The sequence below is a fragment of the Pseudomonas protegens genome (assembly GCF_013407925.2).
Taxonomy (GTDB): Bacteria; Pseudomonadota; Gammaproteobacteria; order Pseudomonadales; family Pseudomonadaceae; genus Aquipseudomonas; species Aquipseudomonas fluorescens_AP.
The window spans coordinates 2437139-2460907 of record NZ_CP060201.1; the positions used below are offsets into that span (position 1 = coordinate 2437139).

Here is a 23769-nt window from a genome sequence, read left to right on the forward strand (position 1 = left end):
GTCAAGCCCTTTCGAGCCCCATGCATGCGCATCGGAGAACCGAGTCAGTTGCGCCCCGCGCTGCAACTGCGGCTGGGACAAGCCTGTCCATCGAATCCGTGATCCTCATTTCTCAAGGAACCTCCTCATGTCCACGGCAAAAACCGCTCTGATCATTGGCGCTTCCCGGGGCCTGGGCCTCGGCCTGGTCCAGCGCCTGCTCGAAGACGGCTGGCAGGTCACTGCCACCGTCCGCAACCCGCACAAGGCCGAGGCCCTGCAAGCCCTGGGCAAGGTGCAGATCGAACAGCTGGACATGGACGATCAGCAAGCGGTGATCACCCTCAGCCACAAGCTCAAGGATCAGGTGTTCGACCTGCTGTTCGTCAATGCCGGGGTCAAGGGCCCGGACAACCAACTGCCGGGCCACGCGACCCTGGCCGAAGTCGGCCAGCTGTTCTTCACCAACGCCGTGGCGCCGATCAACCTGGCCCAGCGTTTTGTCGGGCAGATCCGCAAGGACAGCGGCGTGCTGGCGTTCATGAGTTCGGTGCTGGGCAGCGTGACCATGCCGGACGCTCCAGAGCTGGCGCTGTACAAGGCCAGCAAGGCGGCGCTGAACTCCATGACCAACAGCTTCGTGAGCCAGCTGCAACAGAAGCTGACCGTGCTCTCGCTGCACCCGGGCTGGGTGAAGACCGACATGGGCGGCGAAGGCGCCGACATCGACGTGCAAACCAGCACCCGCGGGCTGATCGCCCAGGTCAATGCCTACACCGGCAAGGGCGGGCATCACTTCGTCAACTACAAGGGCGAAACCATCCCCTGGTAAGCCCGCAACCTCTGCAACCAGTGCCCCGGGCAGCGCTTGCACCCCGCGGCCAAGGCTCTGCAACGGGGGGCAAACCGCAAGTTTTGTCCCCCGGCAAATCTTTCGCTAGACTGCGCACCTCGCCCCTGGCGGCGACCCTGGATCAGCAGACAGGGCAACACTGAGCTGGCTAACCTGAACCCACTTTCAGAGGAGCCGGCCACCATGCCTGCGACCCGTACCTGGTTAAAAAATCCCCTGGCCATCTTCACCGGCAATGCCCTCGACGCCCGTGGCGGCCTGGTCGTGCAAGAAGGTCTGATCGTTGAAGTCCTGGGCCTCGGCCAACAGCCCGCAAGCCCTTGCCAACTGGTCTTCGACGCCCGCGAGCACGTACTGCTGCCGGGCCTGATCAACACCCACCATCACTTCTATCAAACCCTGACCCGCGCCTGGGCGCCGGTGGTCAACCAGCCACTGTTCCCCTGGCTCAAGACCCTGTACCCGGTGTGGGCGCGGCTGACCCCGGAAAAACTCGCCCTGGCCACCAAAGTGGCCCTGGCCGAATTGCTGCTGTCGGGTTGCACCACCGCCGCCGACCATCACTACCTGTTCCCCGACGGCCTGGAAAACGCCATCGACGTGCAGGTCGAAAGCGTGCGTGAACTGGGCATGCGCGCCATGCTCACCCGCGGTTCGATGAGCCTGGGCGAAAAGGACGGCGGCCTGCCGCCGCAACAGACGGTGCAGGAAGGCCAGGTGATTCTCGACGACAGTCAGCGCCTGATTCGGCAGTACCACGAGCGCGGCGACGGCGCGCAGATCCAGATCGCCCTGGCACCGTGCTCGCCGTTCTCGGTGACTCCGGAAATCATGTCGGCCAGCGCCGAACTGGCCAACGGGCTCGATGTGCGCCTGCACACGCACCTCGCCGAGACCCTCGACGAAGAAGACTTCTGCCTGCAGCGTTTCGGCCTGCGCACCGTGGATTACCTGGACAGCGTCGGCTGGCTCGGCCCGCGCACCTGGCTGGCCCACGGCATCCACTTCAACCCGGATGAAATCGCCCGCCTGGGCGCGGCCGGCACCGGCATCTGCCATTGCCCGAGTTCGAACATGCGCCTGGCCTCCGGCATCTGCCCCAGCATCGAGCTGACCGACGCCGGGGCGCCCCTGGGCTTGGGGGTGGACGGTTCGGCGTCCAACGATGCGTCGAACATGATCCTCGAGGCGCGCCAGGCGCTGTACATCCAGCGCCTGCGTTACGGCGCCGAGAAGATCACCCCGGAGCGGGTCCTGGGCTGGGCCACCCGGGGTTCGGCGAGCCTGCTGGGGCGCACCGACATCGGTGAGCTGGCGCTGGGCAAGCAGGCGGACCTGGCGTTGTTCAAACTCGATGAGCTGCGCTTCTCGGGCAGCCATGATCCGGTTTCAGCGCTGCTGTTGTGCGGCGCGGATCGGGCGGACCGGGTCATGATCGGCGGCAAGTGGCGGGTGATTGATGGCCAGGTCGAAGGGCTGGACCTGAAAAACCTGATCGCCGATCACAGCCAGGCGGCCCGGCAACTGATTGCCGGCACCTGATCGTTGACTCCAACGGCGAGGGAGCACATCCCTCGCCTGCGCGTTGAGCGCAATCGGCTCAAGGAAACATGTTAGTTTCCCACCCCCTCCAACGAGCCGTTAAAAGGACATTACGTGAAACAAAAGCACGGACTGGCGCTCTGCGTCGCGCTACTGATTTCGGGCTGTGGGAAACAGGAGGCTGTAGGCCCCGCCAGCAAAGTGCTCTCACCTGAAAAAGTTGCCGACATTGCTTCGACCATCAGCCGCAGATACCCGGACCTGTCACCACAAATCCGCGATGCGGTGCTCAACACCGTCGTGCGCTCGATGGACAACATGGTGTTGATCGAAGGGGGCGAATTCCAGATGGGCGATTTCGGCTGGCCCCGTGGCTTCGACCCACAGGCCTTGTGCCAATGGCCCTGTGGCGTGGACCCGGCCAACATGGAGCGGATCAGCCTCGACATCGATGACGACTTCGTTCACCCGGTCAAATTGAGCAGCTACTACCTGTCCTCGCTGCAAACCACCTTGGGCGATTTCGATCTGTTCTTCCTGGCCCAAGGCAGGCCGCAATTCGACGCGGCACTGCGCAAACGCGAAGACATGAAACACCTCTACCAGGAAAACCTGCCCGCCCCGGCGTCTCGAAAATGGCAAGAGGCCAAGGATTATTGTGGCTGGCTGGCAGACCTCAGCGGCTATGCCGTGGATCTTCCGACCGAGGCCCAATGGGAATATGCGGCGCGCAACCGTGGCCAGCCGGTGATGTTCGCCACCGACAACGGCAATCTGGACTACGGCCGCAACTTTCCGGCGCCTGACGACAACGAAACCTTCGCCGTGGACAGGTTTGTGCCTAATCCGCTGGGCCTCTACAACCTCACCGGCAATGCCAGCGAATGGGTCAACGACTGGTACGACGAACACTACTACCGCGAATCTCCCGTGGAGAACCCGCAAGGGCCTGAAACAGGCATTTATCGGGCGCGACGGGGTGCCAACAACAAGTTTGCCAACGACCCGACCTTTTCGCCTTCGGCCAGCACCGTGCGCCGTTGGCGTTGGGGCGCACTCGCGGCCTGGAATGCCCCTGGTGTCAGCTTTCGTTGCGCCATCCAGTCAGCCCGGCCGCTTTAAAGACCGAGCAGCGACAGCATGATGAAGGTGGCAAACAGCACGAAGTGAGTCATGCCCTCGATGGCGTTGGTTTCACCGTCATTGAGATTGATCGCGCTGACGATCAAGGTGATGAACACCATCACCGTCTGCACCGGGGTCATGGCCATCTGGAACGGCTGGCCGGTGTACAAGGCCATGGCCTCCATCACCGGCACCGTGAGGATCACCGTCGACAGGGAGGCGCCCAGGGCCACGTTGACCACCGACTGCATGCGGTTGGCCAGGGCCGCGCGCAGGGCGGTGAGAATCTCCGGCGCGGCGGAGATGGCCGCCACCAGGATCGCCGTGATCACCGGCGGTGCCCCCGTGCCTTCCAGGCCCAGGTCCAGGGTCTTGGACATCACCTCGGCCAGGGCGCCGATCACCACCACGCCGAACACCAGGATGCCGATGCTCCAGGCCAGGTTGACGGCGTGGGGCTGTTCCTGGGGCTCTTTGCTACGGCGCTTTTCCGGGTAGCTGTAGCTGAAGAAGTAACTGTGGGGCCCGACCTGCATGCGCAGGAACAGGGTGTAGAGCACCACCATGGCGCCGATGGTGAAGGCCGAGTAGACCTTCCAATCGGCTTCGGGGATGAACTCCGGCACCACCATCGACACGCCCATGGCGGTGAGGATCATCACGCTGTAGGTGCGCGCCGAGTCGTCGTTATAGGGCTGCTCGCCATGCTTGATGCCGCCCATCAGCGCGGCCAGGCCAAGGATACCGTTGATGTCCAGCATCACCGCCGAATAGATGGTGTCGCGCACCAGGGTCGGCGAGGCTTCGTTGCTCATCATGATGGCCAGGATCACCACCTCCACCAGCACCGCGGCCAGGGTCAGGATCATGGTGCCGTAGGGGTCGCCGACCTTTTCCGCCAGCAGTTCGGCGTGATGGGCAACGCGCATCGAGGCGATGACGATAAAGCCGATCAGCACCAATCCGGCGCCCAGGGCGATGCCTTGGCCGCTATTGAGCAACAGGTGTTCCAGGGGATAGGCGGCCACGGCAGCCAAGAGCGCAAGCAGTAGAAACTGTTCTTGCTTGAGGGAAGTGAGCATTGCAGTCCTTTGACGGGAGTAAAAACCAGTACAGGAGATGAGTGAAAGACTGTTTCGAGTCACTAACGTTTCGTTACATGTTAGTGCACCAGCCTCAGGCGCTGCGCACCGGGATGGATCTTGAACAGCCCTTCGCCGGCCAGCCGGCTCCTACACCCGTGCCTGTCGACGCTGGCTTGCCCGCGAACAACGCGCCCTAAAGCCCCCGTAGAAACCGCCTCGCCGGCGCAACCGGCATCTTTGTTGTCCTCTTGGTCAGCTATTTGCATTGCCCTCCAGCGCTTGCCGACCCAGCCAACCCCGACAACAAGATGGAGCTTCAATTCATGCATACACGCCCGTTGCACAAGCTGCTCTGCGCCCTGGCCGCCGCCGTCGGCCTGAGCGCCAGCCTCGCCGCCAGTGCCGCCGATCCGCTGAAGGTCGGCTTCGTCTACATCGGTCCCATTGGTGATCACGGCTGGACCTATCAGCATGAACAGGGACGCAAGGCCCTGGCGGACAAGTTCGGCGAGCAGATCAAGACCAACTCCGTCGAGAACGTGGCCGAGGGCGCCGACGCCGAGCGGGTGATCCGCAACATGGCCAAGGACAACTACGATCTGATCTTCACCACCTCCTTCGGCTACATGAACCCCACCCTGAAAGTCGCCAGGCAGTTCCCCAAGGTGACCTTCGAACACGCCACCGGCTACAAGCAGGACAAGAACCTCGGCACCTACCTGGCGCGTACTTACGAGGGGCGCTATGTGGGTGGCTTCCTCGCGGCGAAGATGACCAAGAGCAAGAAGATCGGCTACGTCGCCTCGTTCCCGATCCCGGAAGTGATCCGCGACATCAACGCCATCCAGCTGGCCTTGAACAAATACAACCCGGGCACTGAGATCAAGGTGGTGTGGGTCAACTCCTGGTTCGACCCGGGCAAGGAAGCCGACGCCGCCAACGCCCTGATCGACCAGGGCGCCGACGTGATCTTCCAGCACACCGACAGCCCGGCGCCGATCCAGGCCGCGGAACGCCGCGGCGTTTATGCGGTGGGCTACGCCTCGGACATGGCCCACTTCGGCCCCAAGGCGGTGCTGACTTCCATCGTCAACAACTGGGCACCCCATTACATCCAGGCCACCCAAGGGGTGCTGGACCACAGCTGGACATCCCAGGACTACTGGGGCGGTCTGAAAGAAGGTACGGTTGAGCTGCCCCTCAGCGACCTGCTGCCGGCCCCGGTGAAAACCGAAGCCGAGCAGATCATCGCCAGCATCAAGAGCGGCGAGTTCCACCCGTTCACCGGCCCGATCAAGGACCAGGCCGGGGTCGAAAAAATCGCCGCGGGGGTCAGCGCCAGCAACGCCGAACTGGCCTCGATGAACTACTACGTCGAAGGCCTGCGGGCGGACCTCCCGAAATAAGCTGGTCGTCGCTGCCGGAGCATCCGCCAGCGACGACGGACCGCCAACCGGATGGGAGCCTTTTCATGCATCAACTGCCGATCATCGACATCAGCCCGCTGTATCAGGATGAGCAGCCAGGCTGGGACAGCGTCGCCCAGCAGATCGACCGCGCCTGTCGCGAGTGGGGCTTCTTCTACATCAAGGGCCACCCGATCAGCGCGCAACGCATCGAACAATTGCTGGCCATGGCCAAGCACTTCTTCGCCCTGCCCAGCGCCGAGAAACTCAAGATCGACATCACCCAGAGCCGCCACCATCGCGGCTACGGCGCCATCGCCACCGAGCAACTGGACCCGAGCAAGCCCAGCGACCTCAAGGAAACCTTCGACATGGGCCTGCACCTGCCCGCCGAGCATCCCGAGGTGCTGGCGGACAAGCCCCTGCGCGGCCCCAACCGCCACCCCGACCTGCCCGGCTGGCAAGCCCTGATGGAGCAGCACTACCAGGACATGCAGGCCCTGGCCCAGACCCTGCTGCGGGCCATGACCCTGGCCCTGGGCATCGAGCGCGACTTCTTCGACCGCCGCTTCCACGACCCGGTCAGCGTGCTGCGGCTGATCCACTACCCGCCACGCCACACCGCCAGCAGCGAGGAACAGCAAGGCGCCGGCGCCCATACCGACTATGGCTGCATCACCCTGCTCTACCAGGACGCCGCCGGTGGCCTGCAGGTGCGCAACGTCCAGGGGCAGTGGATCGACGCGCCGCCCATTGAAGGCAGCTTCGTTGTCAACCTCGGCGACATGATGGCGCGCTGGAGCAACGACCGTTACCTGTCGACTCCGCACCGGGTCATCAGCCCGCTGGGGGTGGACCGCTACTCGATGCCGTTTTTCGCCGAGCCGCACCCGGACACCCGCATCGAATGCCTGCCCGGCTGCCAGGACGCGGAGCACCCGGCCAAGTACCCGGTGACCACCTGCGCCCAATTCCTGCTCTCGCGCTTCGCCGATACCTACGCCTATCGCCGCGAGCAGGAACAGGCCTGATCGCCCATTCGGTCAGGTTTTGCCGAACAATGGCGCCGCCAGATGTAGAATGGCGGCTTTTTCGGGCCCGGTGAAAACCTGGCGATCGCCGCAACCGCCGCCAGTTCCCCAGAGAAGGGCACGGCCCCGGCAGCGCATCACACTTCGCAGCGCCCGCCTGCACCTGATGAGACAACACCATGTATGACTGGCTGAACGCCTTGCCCAAGGCCGAGTTGCACCTGCACCTGGAAGGTTCCCTGGAACCGGAACTGCTGTTCGCCCTGGCCGAACGCAACAAGATCGCCCTGCCCTGGAGCGATGTCGAAACCCTGCGCAAGGCCTACGCCTTCAACAACCTGCAGGAATTTCTCGACCTGTATTACCAGGGCGCGGACGTGCTGCGCACCTCTCAGGACTTCTACGACCTGACCTGGGCCTACCTGCTGCGCTGCAAAGAGCAGAACGTGATCCACACCGAGCCGTTCTTCGATCCGCAGACCCACACCGACCGTGGCATCCCGTTCGAAGTGGTGCTCAACGGCATCGCCGCCGCGCTGAAAGACGGCGAGCAGCAACTGGGCATCACCAGCGGCCTGATCCTCAGCTTCTTGCGCCACTTGAGCGAAGAAGAAGCGCAGAAGACCCTCGACCAGGCGCTGCCGTTTCGCGATGCCTTCGTCGCCGTGGGCCTGGACAGCTCGGAAATGGGCCACCCGCCGAGCAAGTTCCAGCGGGTATTCGACCGCGCCCGCAGCGAAGGCTTCCTCACCGTCGCCCACGCTGGCGAGGAAGGCCCGCCGGAGTACATCTGGGAAGCCCTGGACCTGTTGAAGATCCAGCGCATCGACCACGGCGTGCGCGCCTTCGAAGACGAGCGGCTGATGCAGCGGATCATCGACGAGCAGATCCCGCTGACCGTGTGCCCGTTGTCCAACACCAAGCTCTGCGTGTTCGACCACATGTCCCAGCACAACATCCTGCAAATGCTCGAGCGCGGGGTGAAGGTCACGGTCAACTCCGATGACCCGGCCTACTTCGGCGGCTACGTCACCGAGAACTTCCACGCCCTGTACACCGACCTGGGCATGACCCAGGACCAGGCCCGGCGCCTGGCGCAGAACAGCCTGGATGCGCGACTGGTCAAGCCGTAACGGCCTTCGCTGGCAAGCCGGCTCCTACAGGTGCGTGTAGGAGCCGGCTTGCCGGCGAAGCTCAAGCTCCCGCCTCGCTCAAGGCCTCCAGCGTCTTGCCCCGGGTCTCCATCCCGAACAACCAGACCACTCCCGCCGCCATCACAAAGCACGCCGCCCCCAAGGCAAACACCCCGCCCTGCCCGGTGATGGGAAACACCAATCCGGTCACCAAAGGCCCCAGCAGCGAACCGATCCGGCCCACGGCCGAAGCAAAACCCGAACCCGTGGCCCGGGCCGACGTCGGGTACAGCTCGGGCGTGTAGGTGTAGAGCACCGCCCACATGCCGAACAGGAAGAACTGCATCAGCAGGCCAGTGCCGATCAGCAGCCCGACGTTGCCGCCAAACACCGCGCTCTGCCCATAGAAAAACGCCATGATCCCGCCCCCAAGCAGGGTCACGATGCACATCGGCTTGCGTCCCCAACGCTCCACCAGCCAGGCGGCCATGAGGAAGCCGGGAATCCCGCCCAGGGAAATCAGCACGGTGTAGTACACCGACTGGGTCACCGCAAAACCGGATGTTTGCAGCAAGGCGCTGAGCCACGAAGTCAGCCCGTAGAACCCCAGCAGGGCGAAGAACCACAGGCTCCAGATCATCATCGTGCGCTGGCGGTACAGGGGCGACCAGATCTGTTTCAGCGCGGAGAAAAAATGCCCCGGTGCACTGTCGATGCGTGGCAGGCGCACCGGCTCCGGCAACGCAGCACCGCCCAGGGAAGCCCGCACCTTGTTCTCGATTTCACCCAGCACGCGGTCGGCATCGGCATGCCGCCCGGCCTGTTCCAGCCAGCGCGGCGACTCGGGAATGAAGAAGCGGATCACCAGCACGAACACCGCCGGAATCGCCAGCACCAGGAAGATGTCGCGCCAGCTGATCAGCGGCAACAGAAAGTACGACAGCACCCCGGCCGCCACGAAACCCAGGGGCCAGAAGCCGTCCATCAAGGCGATGTAGCGCCCACGGCGCTGCGCCGGAATCATCTCCGAAAGCATCGATTGGGCGATGGGAAACTCCATGCCCATGCCGATCCCCAGCAACACCCGGAACAGGGTCAGGCTGTCCACGCTCTGGGCGGTGGAACACAGGTAGCTGGCCACGCCCCAGAGCACGATGCTCCACTGGAACACCGGCTTGCGCCCGAAGCGGTCGGCGAGCATGCCCGACAGCGAGGCGCCGAGCACCATGCCGAAGAAGCTGGAGCTGGCCAAAAGACCCGCCTGGGCCGAACTCAGGCCGAACTCGGTTTTGATCGAGCCGAGGAGGAAGGTCATCATCGCCAGGTCCATGGAGTCGAAGAAAAACGCCAGGGCGATGATGATGAAGATCACGCGGTGATAACCGCTGATGGGTAATCGTTCCAGGCGCTCAGCGGCGCTGTATCCCTGTATGGCCATGCCCGTTCCCCCGGTTGAATGCTGGACCGCCCGAGTGTGCGGGATCGAGGCCGGGACGGATGGCTGAGGGCGACCTGTTCGGGTCAGGCAGCGACGCCGCAGACGCGGCGCCGGGGTTAGCCGGCGGGCCCGCGCCTAGGGCCGGCGGGCGCTGATCTGGGCACAACGCTCCTGCAGCAAATCGCGCAGCAGTTTCACCGGTTTGCTCAGGTGCGCACGATGGGTGCACAGCAGATTCAGCGACGCGCCTTCGCAGCGCAGCTCCGGCAGCAGGATCTGCAGGCGACCGGCGAGCACATCGCCGGCCACGTCCAGCCAGGACTTGTAGGCAATCCCCTCGCCGGCCACCGCCCAGCGCCGCACCACATCGGCATCGTCGCTCAAGCGGTCGCCACTGACGGTCAGGCTCACCTCGCGCTTGCCGTCAAAAAAGCTCCAGAGGTCGTGGGCCCGGCTGTCGAGCATGTACAGCAGGCAGTTGTGCTGGGCCAGTTGTTCCAGCTGGCGCGGCTCGCCGTGCCGGGCCAGGTAGCTGGGAGCGGCGCACAGCACCCGGCGGTTGTCCGGGGCGATCGGCAGCGCCACCAGGCTCGAATCTTCCGGCTCGCCGTAACGCAGGGCGATGTCCACCGGCTGGCGGAACAGGTCGGCGATGCGGTCCCCCAGCAGCAGGCGCACGCTGAGCTTGGGGTAGGCGCGCTGAAACTCGTCGAGCCAGGGCAGCAGCAGGTTGCGGCCAAAGTCCGAAGGCGCCGACAGTTGCAACACCCCGCTGACCTGATCCTGGCCGCTGGCCAACAGGCGCCGTCCTTCATCCAGGTTGCTCAAGGCGGCGCGGGCGTATTCCAGAAAGCCCTCGCCCTCGGCGGTCAGGCGCAGGCTGCGGGTCGAACGGGCCAGCAGGCGCGCGCCCAGGTGTTCTTCAATGCGCTTGAGGGCGGCACTGGCCACCGCCGGCGACAGGTCCATGACCCGGGCCGCCGCCGACAGGCTGCCCAGATCGGCGGCACGCACGAACAACTGCAGGTCATCGAATCGCAGCATGGGTGTATTTCCGGATTATCAAAAAAATATTGAAAGAGACTGCTCTTTTAGCCGGTTTTATCTTCAGGATAAATAGCCAATTATTTGCCCCGTCGCCTGACTCCCCTGAGGTAAACCCCATGTCCCAAGCCTTTACCGCGATTGCGACGCTGATCGCCAAGCCCCAGCAGCAAGACGTTCTCAAGCGCGAACTCAGCGCCCTGGTCCTGCCCAGCCGCGCCGAAGCCGGCTGCCAGTACTACCAGCTGCATGAGGACGCCGCGCAGCCGGGCACCTTCCACGTGCTGGAGCGCTGGGACGATGAAGCCGCCCTGGAGTTTCACAACAACACCGCGCATTTCCAGCACTTCATCGCCCAGACCCGCGAGGCGATCGAGCACTTCGAACTCAAGCGCCTGCAACTGATCGTCTGACCCTCTCTCTGCACTCAACAGGAATTCAGCATGAAAGCCATCGCCTACTACACATCCCTGCCGATCGACGACCCCAAGTCCCTGCAAGACATCGAGCTGCCGGAGCCGATCGCCGGCCCCCGCGACCTGCTGGTTCAGGTCAAGGCCATCTCGGTCAACCCGGTGGACACCAAGGTGCGCCAGAACGTCCAGCCCGAAGGCGGCGCCGCCAAGGTGCTGGGCTGGGACGTGGCCGGGGTGGTCAAGGCCGTGGGCAGCGAGGTCAGCCTGTTCAAGGTTGGCGACCGGGTGTTCTACGCCGGCTCCATCGCCCGGGCCGGGGGCAACAGCGAGCTGCACACGGTGGATGAACGGATCGTCGGCCATATGCCCAAGAGCCTGGATTTCGCCGCCGCCGCAGCCCTGCCACTGACCGCGATCACCGCCTGGGAGCTGCTGTTCGAACGCCTGCAGATCAGCCAGGAAGCCGCTGACAAGGGCCAGAGCCTGCTGATCGTCGGCGCCGCCGGCGGGGTCGGTTCGATCCTCACCCAACTGGCCCGGCAACTCACCGGCCTCAAGGTGATCGGCAGTGCCTCGCGCGAACAGACCCAGGCCTGGGTCCGCGATCTGGGCGCCCACGCGGTGGTGGATCACAGCCAGCCCCTGAGCGCCGAGCTCAAGCGCATCGGCATCAATCAGGTGACCCACGTCGCCAGCCTGACCCAGACCGACGCCCATCTCGATGAGTTGGTGGAAGCCCTGGCGCCCCAGGGCAAGCTGGCCTTGATCGACGACCCGAAAAGCCTCGACGTGACCAAGCTCAAGCGCAAGAGCCTGTCGCTGCACTGGGAGTTCATGTACACCCGCTCGCTGTTCGAAACCGCCGACATGCAAGAGCAGCACGTACTGCTCAACAAGGTCGCCGAGCTGATCGATGCCGGCACCTTGAAGACCACGCTGGGCGAGCATTTCGGCCAGATCAACGCGGCCAACCTGCGCCGCGCCCATGCCTTGCTGGAAAGCGGCACAGCCAAGGGCAAGATCGTTCTGGAAGGTTTCTAAGGGCTGAACGCACGGCGGCCATCGCGCACAAAAGCCCGATGGCCGCCGTCAGTCCGAGAGTTGATTTCGGTCATATTTGTGACCGTATTCGGGTCTACACTGCCAACCCTTGCACCGCACTCTTTTAGCGCTAGGAGGTCAGCAATGAAGATCCTGATAAAAGAATTGGCACACCCTCAAGGCTCCCAATGGCAGGTCCGTCTCGACCAGCACGCGGTGACGTTCCGCAGTGAAGCCGAGGCCCGGGCTTTTACCCAGACCCTGCAAGCCCGCTTGCAAGCCCCTCACCAGATTCCCCAGAGTCAGCGCGCCGTCGGCTGACTCAGAGCTCGGCGGCTTTCAAGGCCCGGGCATTCTGCAAACGCCGGGTCATGACCGCCATGCTCACCGCCAGAACACCGCACAGGCAGATGACCATGGCCATCGGCATGGCGCTGCCATCGTGCAACACACCCACCAGATAGGCAGCGCCCGCAGCGACGCTGAACTGCAGGCAACCGAGCATCGCCGAGGCGCTGCCGGCCCGCGCGCCCTGGCCGTTCATGGCGCAGGCCGCGGCGTTGGGAATGATGCAGCCCAGGCTGGCGATACACACGAACAACGGCAGTAGCAGCGGCCAGAGCGCGCTGGTGTGCAAGGCACTGATGCCCAGCAGGGTCAGGCCCGCGGCCAGGTAGATCCATACCGTGCGGGCCAGCAGGAAGGCCGGGCCGCGCTTGGCCAGCAGGCGCGCATTGACCTGCGCCACCAGGATGAAGCCCCCGGCATTGATCCCGAAGAACCAGCCGAAGTGCTCCGCCGGCACGCCGTAGAGCTTGATAAAGACAAAGGGTGAACCGGCGATGTAGGAAAACATTCCGGCAATGGCGATGCCGCCGGTCAGGGCATGACCGAGAAAGACCCGGTCCGCCAGCAGCAGGCCGTACTGCCGCAGCGCCCCGGACAAGGGCAGGCGCGGGCGCGTGGCCGGCATGCTTTCCGGCAGGCCCAGGGCCACCGCCAATCCCGACAGGGCGCTGAACACCGTGAGCATGATGAAGATCGACTGCCAGCCGTACAGATTGACCAGCAAGCCGCCGAGCATCGGCGCCAGAATCGGCGCCAGGCCCATCACCAGCATCAGTTGGGAGAACACCTTGGCCGAGCCCACCGCGTCACATTTGTCGCTGACCACCGCGCGGGAAATCACCATCCCGGCGCAACCGCCCAGGGCCTGGACGAAGCGCGCGCCGATCAGCCATTCCAGGTTCGGCGCATAGGCGCAGGCCAGCGACGCCAGGGTGAACAGGCCAACCCCCGCCAGCAGCGGCAGGCGCCGGCCAAAGCGGTCGGCCACCGGGCCATAGGCCAACTGACCGATGGACAGGCCGAGGAAATAGGCTGCCAGGGTCAGTTGGACGTGTTTTTCATCGGTGCCGAAAGCCAGGGCCATCGAGGGAAAGGCCGGCAGATAGAAGTCGATGGCCAGAGGGCCGAAGGCACTCAAGGCACCGAGAATCAGGATTGTGCGCAGGTTCATGGCATCCAGGCGAGCGTAAGTCAGCGGGCGCACAGTCTAGCCGCGCTTGGACGCCTTGAACATTCCGATAGGTCGCTAACTATTAAAAAGACTCAGGCAACCTGGACCGCATAGCCTTCCTCACTGATCAGGCTGATCACCTCTTCGTTGGACAGGCGACTCTCGACCCCCACTTCCTTGGCCGCCAGATCGACCCGCACCGTGGCCGCCGGATCCTTGCTTTGCAAGGCCTGAGTGATGGCCCGCACGCAGTGACCGCAGGACATGCCTTGAACGTTGAATACTTGCATCACGCTTCTCCTGTGTTGAGGTGCACGCAGTCTTGTCCTTGCCACGGTGGCAAGGTCAAGTTGCGGATTGATCTGCCGGGCTGGAAATCGGCGCCGCGCTCCGCCAAGCTGCACGTCTTACGACATCACAGCAGGAGATTCAGCCATGCGCTGGTCCACTTTCAGCCTCGTCGGCCTCCTTGGTCTGTTCGCGGCAGCGCCGCCGGCCCTGGCCGCCGGAGAAGACTACGGCGTCCTGATCATTTCCCGGGAGCGGCTGGAAGTCGCCACCTCCTGCGAGATCGGTCTGTACCTTCAGGACCAGCTCGCCGGCCGGCTGTTCCAGGAGCAGAGTGCCTCCTTCAACCTGCCGCCGGGCAAGGTGTCGGTGCGCCTGAAACTGCTGCCGGGCCAGGCGCCGGGCTGCAACCCCGGCATGCTGGCCCCGGGTTCCCAGGACATCAGCCTGCGGGCCGGCGATGTGCTGAAGTTCCGCATCGCCAGCAATGCCTCGGGCATGTACCTCAAGCCCGCCGCCCTGGAATACTGACACCCCGCCTCCCGCCATGCCTTGCGCCGGACCGCGCAAGGCGTGCTGCAACCGCCCCCTGGGACAAAATGAAGCACCCTGGCAATGCCCGCTTGACCTTGCCTGCATGGCAAGGTTGATCCTGTGGGGCACATTTACAGGGAGTATCAGCCATGCCTGAATCAACCACCTTCGACCTGCCGATTGCCGGCATGACCTGCGCCAGCTGCGCCGGTCGTGTCGAGCGAGCCCTGGGCAAGGTCGCCGGTATCCGTGCGGTGAGCGTCAACCTGGCCACGGAACAGGCCCGAGTCGAGGCCCCCGGGGACAGCCTGCCGGCGCTGCTGCAAGCGGTGGAAAATGCCGGTTACAGCGTGCCGGTGCACACCGTCGAATTGACCATCGGCGGCATGACCTGCGCGACCTGCGCCGGTCGCGTCGAGCGCGCCTTGAACAAGGTTGCCGGGGTGCGCAGCGCCAGCGTCAACCTGGCCACCGAGCGCGCCCACGTCGAGCTGCTGGGTCAGGTCGACCCGGCGCTGCTGATCAACGCCGTGACCCAGGCCGGCTACTGCGCCAGTCTGTGGCAGGCCGAGCAGAAGCAGGGCGACGAGCAACAACAGCAGCTGCGCCGCGAACGCTGGAGCCTGGCGCTGGCGATCCTCCTGGCCCTGCCCCTGGTGCTGCCGATGCTGGTGCAACCCTTTGGCCTGCACTGGATGCTCCCGGCCTGGGCCCAGTTCGCCCTGGCCACCCCGGTGCAGTTCATCTTCGGCGCGCGCTTCTATGTCGCCGCCTGGAAAGCCGTGCGCGCCGGCAGCGGCAACATGGACCTGCTGGTGGCCCTGGGCACCAGCGCCGGTTATGGCCTGAGCCTGTATGAATGGGCCACGGCCGCCGCGGGCAGCATGCCGCACCTGTACTTCGAAGCCTCGGCGGTGGTGATCGCCCTGGTGCTGCTGGGCAAGTACCTGGAGAGCCGCGCCAAGCGCCAGACCGCCAGCGCCATCCGCGCCCTGGAGGCCCTGCGTCCGGAGCGGGCAATCCAGGTCATCGATGGGCGCGAGCAGGAAGTCGCCATCAGCGCCCTGCGCCTGGGCGACCTGGTACTGGTCAAGCCCGGCGAGCGCTTCCCGGTGGACGGCGAAGTCATCGAAGGCCAGAGCCACGCCGACGAAGCGCTGATCAGCGGTGAAAGCCTGCCGGTGCCCAAGCAGCCCGGGGACAAGGTCACCGGTGGCGCCATCAACGGCGAAGGCCGCCTGCTGGTGCGCACCCTGGCCCTGGGCGCGGAAACCGTGCTGGCGCGGATCATTCGCCTGGTGGAAGACGCCCAGGCCGGCAAGGCGCCGATCCAGAAACTGGTGGACAAGGTCAGCCAGGTGTTCGTGCCCACCGTGCTGGTGCTGGCGCTGATCACCCTGGTGGGCTGGTGGCTGTACGGCGCGCCCCTGGAAACCGCGGTGATCAATGCGGTGGCGGTGCTGGTGATCGCCTGCCCTTGCGCCCTGGGCCTGGCCACGCCCACGGCGATCATGGCCGGCACCGGCGTGGCCGCTCGCCACGGCATCCTGATCAAGGATGCCGAAGCCCTGGAGCGGGCCCACGAGGTCAGCGCGGTGGTCTTCGACAAGACCGGCACCCTGACTTCCGGCACCCCACGCATCGCCCATATGCAGGCGGTGGAAGGCGACGACAACAGCCTGCTGCAACTGGCCGGCGCCCTGCAGCGCGGCAGTGAACATCCCCTGGCCAAGGCGGTGCTGGACCTGTGCCAGGAACGCCAACTGCCGGTGGCCGATGTCAGCGCCAGCCAGTCCCTGACCGGGCGCGGCATCGCCGGCACCCTGGACGGCCGCCAACTGGCCCTGGGCAACCGCCGCCTGCTGGAAGAATGCGGCCTGAACCCGGGCGGCCTGGCCCAGGTGGCCAAGGACTGGGAGCACCAGGGCCGGACCCTGTCCTGGCTGATCGAACAGAGCCCGCAAGCCCGGGTGCTGGGCCTGTTCGCCTTTGGTGACACCCTCAAGCCCGGCGCCTTGCAAGCGGTGCAGCAACTGCGCGCGCGGCAGATCAGCAGCCACCTGCTGACCGGCGACAACCGTGGCAGCGCCAAGGTCGTAGCCGATGCCCTGGGCATCGACGATGTGCACGCCGAAGTGCTGCCGGCGGACAAGGCCGCCACGGTGACGGCGCTGAAAAGGACCGGCGTGGTGGCCATGGTCGGCGACGGCATCAACGACGCCCCGGCCCTGGCCGCGGCCGACATCGGCATTGCCATGGGCGGCGGCACCGACGTGGCCATGCACGCAGCGGGCATCACCCTGATGCGCGGCGACCCACGCTTGATCCCGGCGGCCCTGGAGATCAGCCGCAAGACCTACGCGAAGATCCGCCAGAACCTGTTCTGGGCCTTCGTCTACAACCTGATCGGCATCCCGCTGGCGGCCTTCGGCCTGCTCAACCCGGTGCTGGCCGGGGCGGCCATGGCCCTGTCCAGCGTCAGCGTGGTGAGCAATGCGCTACTGTTGAAAACCTGGAAACCCAAAGACCTGGAGAACGCCGAATGAACATCGGCCAAGCGGCGCGCAAGAGCGGCCTGAGCGCCAAGATGATCCGTTACTACGAGTCCATCGGCCTGCTCAAGCCGGCCCACCGCAGTGACAGCGGCTATCGCCTGTATGGCGAGGAAGACCTGCACAGCCTGGCCTTCATCAAGCGCTCTCGCGACCTGGGCTTTTCCCTGGAGGAAGTGGGCAAGCTGCTGACCCTGTGGCAGGACCGGCAGCGGGCCAGCGCCGATGTAAAGGCCCTGGCGCGCCAGCATATCGATGAGCTGAACCGCAAGATCCGCGAGCTGGCGGGGTTGCGCGACACTCTGCAAGACCTGGTGGAGCACTGTCACGGCGACCAGCGTCCGGACTGTCCGATCCTCAAGGAGCTGGCTTCGGGCAGTTGTTGCGGGTCCTGAGTATTTGCAAGAAGCGATCTCTGTAGCCGCTGCCGAGCCCTGGCGAGGCTGCGAAAAGGCCCGCAGGGCCTTGCTTGGCGAGCCCTTGCAAAGCCTCGGCGCCCTCAAGATTCCTGCGTCCCTTCGGGCCGTGCGCAGCCTGCGGCAGCGGCTACAAGGTGCCGGGGTGCCGGGGTGCCGGGGTGCCTGGTAGTTTGCAGGAATAAAAAATCCGGCCAAGGCCGGATTTTTTTATTCCATCACTGCATCCAGGGCGGAGGCGGTGGTTCTGCGGATTGGCCGGGCGGCGCATCGTCCGCCGCCCGCACGGCCTGCCGGCGCTCTTCGTCGAGACGTGCCGCTTCGATCTCGCGGATCACGCTGCCGACATCCGCCAACTCCTCGGGGTCGTCAAACTCGCCGGTCAGCAGACTGCCCGGGTGCAAGGTGCCGGCCTCGTACAAGGCCCACATTTCCTTGGCATAACGGGTGTGCTTGAGTTCCGGGGCAAAACGCCCGAAGTAGGACGCCATGTTGCCCACGTCCCGCTCCAGCATGCTGAACGCGTGGTTGTTGCCCGCCGCGTCCACCGCCTGGGGCAGGTCGATGATCACCGGACCATCCGGCGTCAGCAGCACGTTGAACTCGGACAGGTCACCGTGCACCAGCCCGGTACACAACATCAGCACGATCTGGGAAATCAGGAAGGCGTGATATTCACGGGCCTGGTCCGGTTCCAGCACCACATCGTTGAGCCGCGGCGCCGCATCGCCGTACTCGTCGGCCACCAGTTCCATCAGCAGCACGCCTTCGAGAAAGTCGAACGGCTTGGGCACCCGCACCCCGGCGTTGGCCAGGCGGAACAGCGCCGCCACTTCGGCGTTCTGCCAAGCGTCTTCGGTCTCCTTGCGCCCGAACTTCGAGCCCTTGGCCATGGCCCGAGCCTGACGGCTGTTGCGCACCTTGCGCCCTTCCTGATACTCCGCCGCCTGACGGAAACTGCGTTTATTCGCCTCCTTGTAGACCTTGGCGCAACGTAGCTCGTTGCCGCAGCGCACCACATACACAGCTGCCTCTTTACCACTCATGAGTGGGCGCAGCACCTCGTCTACCAGACCGTCTTCGATCAGGGGTTCAATGCGTTTTGGAGTCTTCATCAGCTTTTATTGTGGGTCCCTTGTTACCAAACACGCGAAAGTCACTCGTTATACGGCAATCCTCCCACCACGGGAAAGGGCCGCCGAGCACCGAGCGACAGCAATGCACTCAATGTGCCAGATCAATCCATCGACGCCGCCAACGATCATAGCCAAGACTGCAGCGGCCAGCGTTCGGCAGCGGCATTGAACCCGCGTCTTGGCCCACCCTCGCCGCCGGTCCGCCACGACAAGTTTTTTTCCGCCGTAGGCTCAATATTGCTCGGCGCCAGCCGAAGCCCTCAGAGAGACAGGGAGCTTGTCCGACAATCCAATAAAGACGTCAGCCGCCGGCCAAGGTTCGATTGCCCGCGGTTCGACATCAGCCACAGGGACGACAATCAGCGCCACCTCACAAGCTGCCAATAGTCCGCGAGTCGCCTGCACATCGTGGTCATACAAAAAACTGGAGCGCGGATGAATATCAAACAGAAACTGACCTGGGCCTTCGCCGTCATTGCCTGCCTGCCCGTGGTGCTGGTAGCCACGCTGGTGGTGATCAACCTGCGCAGCGAAGCGCAACACACTTTCGTCGACGGCAGCGGCCGCGAGATCCGCCAAGTGGCCAACGCCATGCAGCTGTTCTTCGAAGGCATCAGCCAGAACATCGATTACCTGGCGGCGCAACCGTTGCTGACCCAGGCCGGTGACAACCTCAAGACCTGGATGAGCGCCGATGCCGCCAAGGTTCCGGAAGGCGAGCAGGACAAACGCATCTTCGACCTGTTCGCCGCCATGGCCGCCAGCCACCCGGCCTATGCCTATGTGTCCTATGGCGTGAGCAACGGCGGCTACGTCTCCTGGCCCGCCGACCTGAAGCTGGCCAACTACGATCCCCGCGTGCGCCCCTGGTACAAAGCCGCGCTGGCCAGCCCGGGCAAGACCCTGCGCACCGATGCCTACTACTGGGCCCCGGACGATGCGGTGCTGGTCAGCACCGTGCGTTCCCTGGCCAACCAGTTGGGCCCACAGGGCGGCGTGGTCGCGGTCGACGTTTCGCTCAAGCAGCTCACCGAAATCGTCAAGCAGATCAAGCTGGGCGAATCCGGCTACCTGATGCTGATGGAAAACAACGGCACGGTGCTGGTCGATCCCAAGCAGCCGGAGCACAACTTCAAGGCCCTGGCCAGCCTCGGCGGCGGATACGAGCAATTGGCCAAGACCGGCAAGGGCCTGGTGCAAGTGGAGCTGGGCGGCGAGCACTACATGGCCAACGTCTGGCCTTCCGAGCAACTGGGCTGGACCTTCATCGGCCTGATCAAGCAGAGCGAAGTCATGGGCTCGGCGACCCAGCTGACCTGGATCATCGCCGTGATCGCCGGGGTCCTGGCGCTGCTGTTCGCGGTGTTCGGCGCCAGCTTCGCCAGCCTCATCGTGCGCCCGATCCGCGGCGTGGCCAGCGGCCTGGAAGGCATTGCCCAGGGCGAAGGCGACCTGACCCAGAACCTGAACATCCGCGGCAACGACGAAACCGCGCAGCTGGCCAACTGGTTCAACCAGTTCCTGTCGGCGATCCGCAGCCTGATCCAGCACATTGGCCAGGCGGCGCAGAAGATTCTCGCCACCTCCCAGTCCTCGACCCGGGTCTCCAGCGACATGGCCGAAGCCGCCGGACGCCAGCGCGAAGCCGTGGACATGGTGTCCACCGCGTTCCACGAAATGGTCGCCACGGCCAACGAAGTGGCCCGTTCCTGCAGCCAGGCCGCCGAGTCGGCGGACAGTGGCCAGCGCCAGGCCCGGGAAGGCCAGCAACAGATCGACGACGCGGTGCACAGCGTCGACCGCCTGAGCCAGGAGATCGAACAGTCGGCGCAATCGATGCAACAGCTGGAACGCGACAGCACCGATATCCAGTCGATCCTCGGCACCATCCGCTCGATCGCCGAGCAGACCAACCTGCTGGCCCTCAACGCCGCCATCGAGGCCGCCCGGGCCGGCGAGCAGGGTCGCGGTTTTGCCGTGGTGGCCGATGAAGTACGGGCCCTGGCCAAGCGCACCGCGGACTCCACCGCCGAGATCGACGGGCTGCTGGGCAACCTGGCCAAGCGCACCAGCGCCGTGACCCAGCAGATGCACGCCAGCCTGGAAGTGTCCCAGCAGTCGGTGAACCGCATCGGCCTGGCGCGCAACAGCTTCGGGCAGATCCGCGAATCGGTGGACGTGATCCGCGACATGAACACCCAGATCGCCACCGCCGCCGAAGAACAGCATCAGGTGGCGGAAGACATCAACCGGCACATCAGCCAGATCCATGGCGATGCGCAGTTGGTGGCCGAATTGGCCAACTCGGCGCGCCTGGATTCCCAGAGCCTGGCGGGGTTGTCCAATGAACTGGACGCCCTGGTGCGCCGCTTCAAGACTTGAGGGCCCTTTCGCCGGCAAGCCGGCTCCTACGGTTTGGAGGTCTTTCTCTGTAGGAGCCGGCTTGCCGGCGAATGCCACGAACTTCAGCGTTCGATGATCGCCGTCACGCCCTGCCCGCCCGCCGCGCAGATGGAAATCAAGCCGCGGCCCTGCCCCGCCACACTCAGCAACTTCGCCAGGTTGGCGACAATGCGCCCGCCAGTGGCGGCAAACGGGTGCCCCGCCGCCAGGGAGCTGCCTTTGACGTTGAGCCGGGCGCGATCGATGGGCCCCAGGGGCGCCTCCAGGCCCAGGCGGGTCTTGCAGTAATCCGCGTCCTCCCAGGCCTTGAGGGTGCACAGCACCTGGGCGGCAAAGGCTTCGTGGATTTCGTAGTAATCGAAGTCCTGCAGGCTCAGGCCATTGCGCGCCAGCAAGCGCGGCACGGCGTACACCGGCGCCATCAACAGCCCTTCGGCGCCCTGGACGAAGTCCACCGCCGCCGCCTCGCCGTCGCGCAGGTAGGCCAGGATCGGCAGACCGCGCTCCTGGGCCCATTGCTCACTGCCCAGCAGCACCAGGGAGGCGCCATCGGTCAACGGCGTGGAGTTGCCGGCGGTGAGGGTGCCCTGACCGCTGTGGTCGAAGGCCGGCTTGAGGCTGGCGAGTTTTTCCAGGCTCAGGTCCGGGCGCAGGTTGTTGTCCCGGGTCAGGCCGAGAAAGGGGGTAAGCAGATCGTCATGCCAGCCTTCGGCATAGGCCGCGGCCATTTTCTGGTGGCTTTCCAGGGCCAGCTGGTCCTGCTCGCCACGGCCGATGCTCCAGGTCTTGGCCATCTGTTCACAGTGCTCGCCCATGGACAGGCCGGTGCGCGGTTCGCCATTGCGCGGCAGTTCCGGCTTGAGGTGATGGGGTCGCAGTTGCAGGAGGCTCTTCAGCTTGTCGCCGACGCTCCTGGCCCGGTTGGCTTGCAGCAGGATCTGGCGCAGCCCCTCGTTGACCCCGATCGGTGCGTCCGAAGTGGTGTCGACGCCACCGGCGATGCCGCAATCGATCTGCCCCAGGGCAATCTTGTTGGCCACCAGCAACGCCGCTTCCAGGCCGGTGCCACAGGCTTGCTGGATGTCGTAGGCCGGGGTGGTGGGCGCCAGCCGCGAGCCCAGCACGCATTCGCGGGTCAGGTTGAAATCCCGGGAGTGCTTGAGCACGGCCCCGGCCACCACTTCGCCGATACGCAGGCCGTGCAGGTTGTAGCGCTCGATCAGGCCTTCGAGGGTGGCGGTGAGCATGGCCTGGTTGCTGGCCGTGGCATAGGGCCCGTTGGAACGGGCAAAGGGGATGCGGTTACCGCCGATAATCGCCACGCGATGCCGTTGTGTCATGGAAAGCTCCCTGTGCTGTAAGTGCGACTGCGCTGAGTAGGTCCGCCTCTAGCGTAGGAGGCTTCTGGCTGATCGAACGACTCGGAGCCATTCATGGTCCACACTTTGAACCCCAGCCAATGGAGTGCGTTCCATGTCCGACCGTTATATCGACTTCGCCAATTCATCCATCGGCCATCGCCTGGTGGGCGCCCTTGGCCTGCCGTCGCCGGTCCGCCTGGAACGCTGGCAGGCCGGACGCCTGCGCCCCATCGAGGGCGCCTTGCTGGTGGGCGGCGGTCCCCTGGCGCAGCAGGTGAGCCGCCTGGCCCCGCGCCTGACCGACTCGATCTACAGCTACGGCTGCGATCCGGCCCTGGCCACGCCGTGGATTCCCGGCCACGGCCCCCGGCTCAAGGCGGTGGTGTTCGATGCCAGCGAACTGCGCCACACCGATCAGCTCAAGCAACTGCGGGAGTTCTTCCAGCCGCTGCTGAGAAGCCTTGAGCCCTGCGCCCACCTGCTGATCCTCGGACGAGCCCCGGAAACCCTCGATACGCCCTTCGCCGCCAGCGCCCAGCGGGCCCTGGAAGGTTTCAGCCGCTCCCTGGCCAAGGAGCTGCGCAACGGCGCCACCCTGCAATTGCTGTATGTCAGCCAGGGTGCAGAGGAACAGTTGGAGGGGGCGCTGCGCTTCTTTCTGTCGCCCAAGAGCGCGTTCGTCTGCGGACAGGTCCTGCGCTTGCAGCCCTGCGCCGTCCAGGTCCAGGACTGGAGCCGCCCGCTGGCCGGGCGCAGGGCCCTGGTCACCGGCGCCGCCCGGGGCATTGGCGCGGCCATCGCCGAAACCCTGGCCCGTGACGGCGCCCAGGTGCTGCTGCTGGATGTGCCCCAGGCCAAGAGCGACCTGGAAGCCCTGGCCGCGCGACTTGGCGGACAGGCCATCACCCTGGATATCTGTGCCGCGGACGCCCCGGCGCAGTTGCTCGAACAACTGCCGGACGGCCTCGACATCCTGGTGCACAACGCCGGCATCACCCGGGACAAGACCCTGGCCAACATGACCGCGGAATTCTGGGATGCGGTGCTGGCGGTGAATCTCAACGCCCCGCAGGTGCTGACCCAGGCCTTGCTCGACAGCGGCCGCCTGCACGACCACGGCAGGGTGATCCTGCTGGCCTCCATCAGCGGCATTGCCGGCAACCGCGGACAGACCAACTACGCCGCCAGCAAGGCCGGGCTGATCGGCCTGGCCCAGTCCTGGGCGCCATCGCTGCAACCGCGGGACATCAGCATCAATGCCGTGGCCCCGGGCTTCATCGAGACGCAGATGACCGCCAGGGTGCCCTTCGCCCTGCGCGAGGCCGGGCGGCGCATGAGCTCCCTGGGCCAGGGCGGCCTGCCCCAGGATGTCGCCGAGGCGGTGGCCTGGCTGGCCCAGCCGGGCAGTGGCGCGATCAGCGGACAAGCCTTGCGGGTCTGCGGCCAAAGCGTCCTGGGAGCCTGAAA

General features: G+C 65.1%; 20 protein-coding genes and 2 pseudogenes. 15 read left to right on the forward strand and 7 right to left on the reverse strand.

Annotated elements, in window-relative coordinates; genetic code table 11:
• Positions 1-127 precede the first annotated feature (127 nt).
• The 3 genes from GGI48_RS11360 (at position 128) to GGI48_RS11370 (ending at position 3496) form a co-directional block, all read left to right on the forward strand.
• Positions 128-811 (forward strand): SDR family oxidoreductase, encoded by a 684-nt coding sequence (locus GGI48_RS11360; RefSeq protein ID WP_179598355.1) that lies wholly within the window; start codon positions 128-130, stop codon positions 809-811.
• Positions 812-1015: 204 nt separating this feature from the next.
• Positions 1016-2374 carry an 8-oxoguanine deaminase gene (locus GGI48_RS11365; RefSeq protein WP_179598357.1) on the forward strand — a complete coding sequence of 453 codons (1359 nt, stop codon included), beginning with the start codon at positions 1016-1018 and terminating at the stop codon, positions 2372-2374.
• A 114-nt stretch (positions 2375-2488) separates the two neighbouring features.
• Positions 2489-3496: a formylglycine-generating enzyme family protein gene (locus tag GGI48_RS11370; RefSeq protein ID WP_047301530.1), complete on the forward strand. Its 1008-nt coding sequence runs from the start codon at positions 2489-2491 to the stop codon at positions 3494-3496.
• Here GGI48_RS11370 and GGI48_RS11375 read toward each other — a convergent pair.
• Positions 3493-4581, reverse strand: coding sequence for a calcium:proton antiporter (locus GGI48_RS11375; protein WP_047301529.1), 1089 nt, complete (start codon positions 4579-4581; stop codon positions 3493-3495). The two genes, GGI48_RS11370 and GGI48_RS11375, sit on opposite strands and share 4 nt — an antisense overlap.
• 326 nt (positions 4582-4907) lie before the next feature.
• On the opposite strand from GGI48_RS11375, the gene GGI48_RS11380 reads away from it, so the two are divergent.
• From GGI48_RS11380 to GGI48_RS11390, 3 genes are all read left to right on the forward strand, one after another.
• Positions 4908-5990 (forward strand): BMP family ABC transporter substrate-binding protein, encoded by a 1083-nt coding sequence (locus GGI48_RS11380; RefSeq protein ID WP_179598359.1) that lies wholly within the window; start codon positions 4908-4910, stop codon positions 5988-5990.
• A gap of 65 nt (positions 5991-6055) precedes the next feature.
• Positions 6056-7021 (forward strand): 2-oxoglutarate and iron-dependent oxygenase domain-containing protein, encoded by a 966-nt coding sequence (locus tag GGI48_RS11385; RefSeq protein ID WP_047301523.1) that lies wholly within the window; start codon positions 6056-6058, stop codon positions 7019-7021.
• A 179-nt stretch (positions 7022-7200) separates the two neighbouring features.
• Positions 7201-8154 carry an adenosine deaminase gene (locus GGI48_RS11390; protein WP_016966700.1) on the forward strand — a complete coding sequence of 318 codons (954 nt, stop codon included), beginning with the start codon at positions 7201-7203 and terminating at the stop codon, positions 8152-8154.
• Between the two features lie 61 nt (positions 8155-8215).
• Here the strand turns inward: GGI48_RS11390 and GGI48_RS11395 are convergent, their stop codons facing one another.
• Positions 8216-9592: an MFS transporter gene (locus GGI48_RS11395; RefSeq protein WP_179598361.1), complete on the reverse strand. Its 1377-nt coding sequence runs from the start codon at positions 9590-9592 to the stop codon at positions 8216-8218.
• Between the two features lie 135 nt (positions 9593-9727).
• Complete coding sequence (locus tag GGI48_RS11400) at positions 9728-10636, reverse strand: LysR family transcriptional regulator (RefSeq protein ID WP_103741427.1); 909 nt, start codon at positions 10634-10636, stop codon at positions 9728-9730.
• A 119-nt stretch (positions 10637-10755) separates the two neighbouring features.
• On the opposite strand from GGI48_RS11400, the gene GGI48_RS11405 reads away from it, so the two are divergent.
• The 3 genes from GGI48_RS11405 to GGI48_RS11415 all read left to right on the forward strand — a co-directional run bounded on the left by GGI48_RS11405 (position 10756) and on the right by GGI48_RS11415 (position 12414).
• Positions 10756-11049, forward strand: a complete 294-nt coding sequence (locus GGI48_RS11405; protein ID WP_179598363.1) for a putative quinol monooxygenase — start codon at positions 10756-10758, stop codon at positions 11047-11049.
• A gap of 30 nt (positions 11050-11079) precedes the next feature.
• Positions 11080-12093: a zinc-binding alcohol dehydrogenase family protein gene (locus GGI48_RS11410; protein ID WP_179598365.1), complete on the forward strand. Its 1014-nt coding sequence runs from the start codon at positions 11080-11082 to the stop codon at positions 12091-12093.
• Between the two features lie 144 nt (positions 12094-12237).
• Positions 12238-12414, forward strand: coding sequence for a hypothetical protein (locus tag GGI48_RS11415; RefSeq protein WP_177435160.1), 177 nt, complete (start codon positions 12238-12240; stop codon positions 12412-12414).
• A gap of 1 nt (position 12415) precedes the next feature.
• Here GGI48_RS11415 and GGI48_RS11420 read toward each other — a convergent pair whose 3' ends face one another.
• Both GGI48_RS11420 and GGI48_RS11425 read right to left on the reverse strand, forming a co-directional pair.
• Positions 12416-13612 carry a multidrug effflux MFS transporter gene (locus tag GGI48_RS11420; RefSeq protein WP_179598367.1) on the reverse strand — a complete coding sequence of 399 codons (1197 nt, stop codon included), beginning with the start codon at positions 13610-13612 and terminating at the stop codon, positions 12416-12418.
• A gap of 92 nt (positions 13613-13704) precedes the next feature.
• Positions 13705-13902, reverse strand: coding sequence for a heavy-metal-associated domain-containing protein (locus GGI48_RS11425; protein WP_016966706.1), 198 nt, complete (start codon positions 13900-13902; stop codon positions 13705-13707).
• A gap of 145 nt (positions 13903-14047) precedes the next feature.
• Here GGI48_RS11425 and GGI48_RS11430 point away from each other — a divergent pair, with 145 nt between their 5' ends.
• The 3 genes from GGI48_RS11430 to cueR all read left to right on the forward strand — a co-directional run bounded on the left by GGI48_RS11430 (position 14048) and on the right by cueR (position 17381).
• Entirely contained in the window at positions 14048-14431 is a 384-nt protein-coding gene (locus GGI48_RS11430; protein ID WP_016966707.1) for a hypothetical protein, read from the forward strand.
• A 152-nt stretch (positions 14432-14583) separates the two neighbouring features.
• Complete coding sequence (locus GGI48_RS11435) at positions 14584-16980, forward strand: heavy metal translocating P-type ATPase (protein WP_179598369.1); 2397 nt, start codon at positions 14584-14586, stop codon at positions 16978-16980.
• Positions 16977-17381 (forward strand): Cu(I)-responsive transcriptional regulator, encoded by a 405-nt coding sequence (gene cueR, locus GGI48_RS11440; RefSeq protein WP_016965893.1) that lies wholly within the window; start codon positions 16977-16979, stop codon positions 17379-17381. The genes GGI48_RS11435 and cueR overlap by 4 nt, the downstream gene beginning before the upstream one ends.
• Before the next feature lie 239 nt (positions 17382-17620).
• On the opposite strand, the gene GGI48_RS11445 is transcribed toward cueR, so the two are convergent.
• Entirely contained in the window at positions 17621-18517 is an 897-nt protein-coding gene (locus GGI48_RS11445; RefSeq protein ID WP_179598371.1) for a PA4780 family RIO1-like protein kinase, read from the reverse strand.
• Between the two features lie 612 nt (positions 18518-19129).
• On the opposite strand from GGI48_RS11445, the pseudogene GGI48_RS31455 reads away from it, so the two are divergent.
• Together GGI48_RS31455 and GGI48_RS31460 are read left to right on the forward strand one after the other, a co-directional pair.
• Positions 19130-20014, forward strand: a pseudogene (locus tag GGI48_RS31455) (cache domain-containing protein); the annotation flags it as partial.
• Positions 20015-20323: 309 nt separating this feature from the next.
• Positions 20324-20920: pseudogene (locus tag GGI48_RS31460) on the forward strand (methyl-accepting chemotaxis protein); the annotation flags it as partial.
• A gap of 83 nt (positions 20921-21003) precedes the next feature.
• Here GGI48_RS31460 and GGI48_RS11455 read toward each other — a convergent pair.
• Positions 21004-22281 (reverse strand): acetyl-CoA C-acetyltransferase, encoded by a 1278-nt coding sequence (locus GGI48_RS11455; protein WP_179598375.1) that lies wholly within the window; start codon positions 22279-22281, stop codon positions 21004-21006.
• 133 nt (positions 22282-22414) lie between these two features.
• On the opposite strand from GGI48_RS11455, the gene GGI48_RS11460 reads away from it, so the two are divergent.
• Positions 22415-23767, forward strand: coding sequence for a 3-oxoacyl-ACP reductase (locus GGI48_RS11460; protein ID WP_179598377.1), 1353 nt, complete (start codon positions 22415-22417; stop codon positions 23765-23767).
• Positions 23768-23769 lie beyond the last annotated feature (2 nt).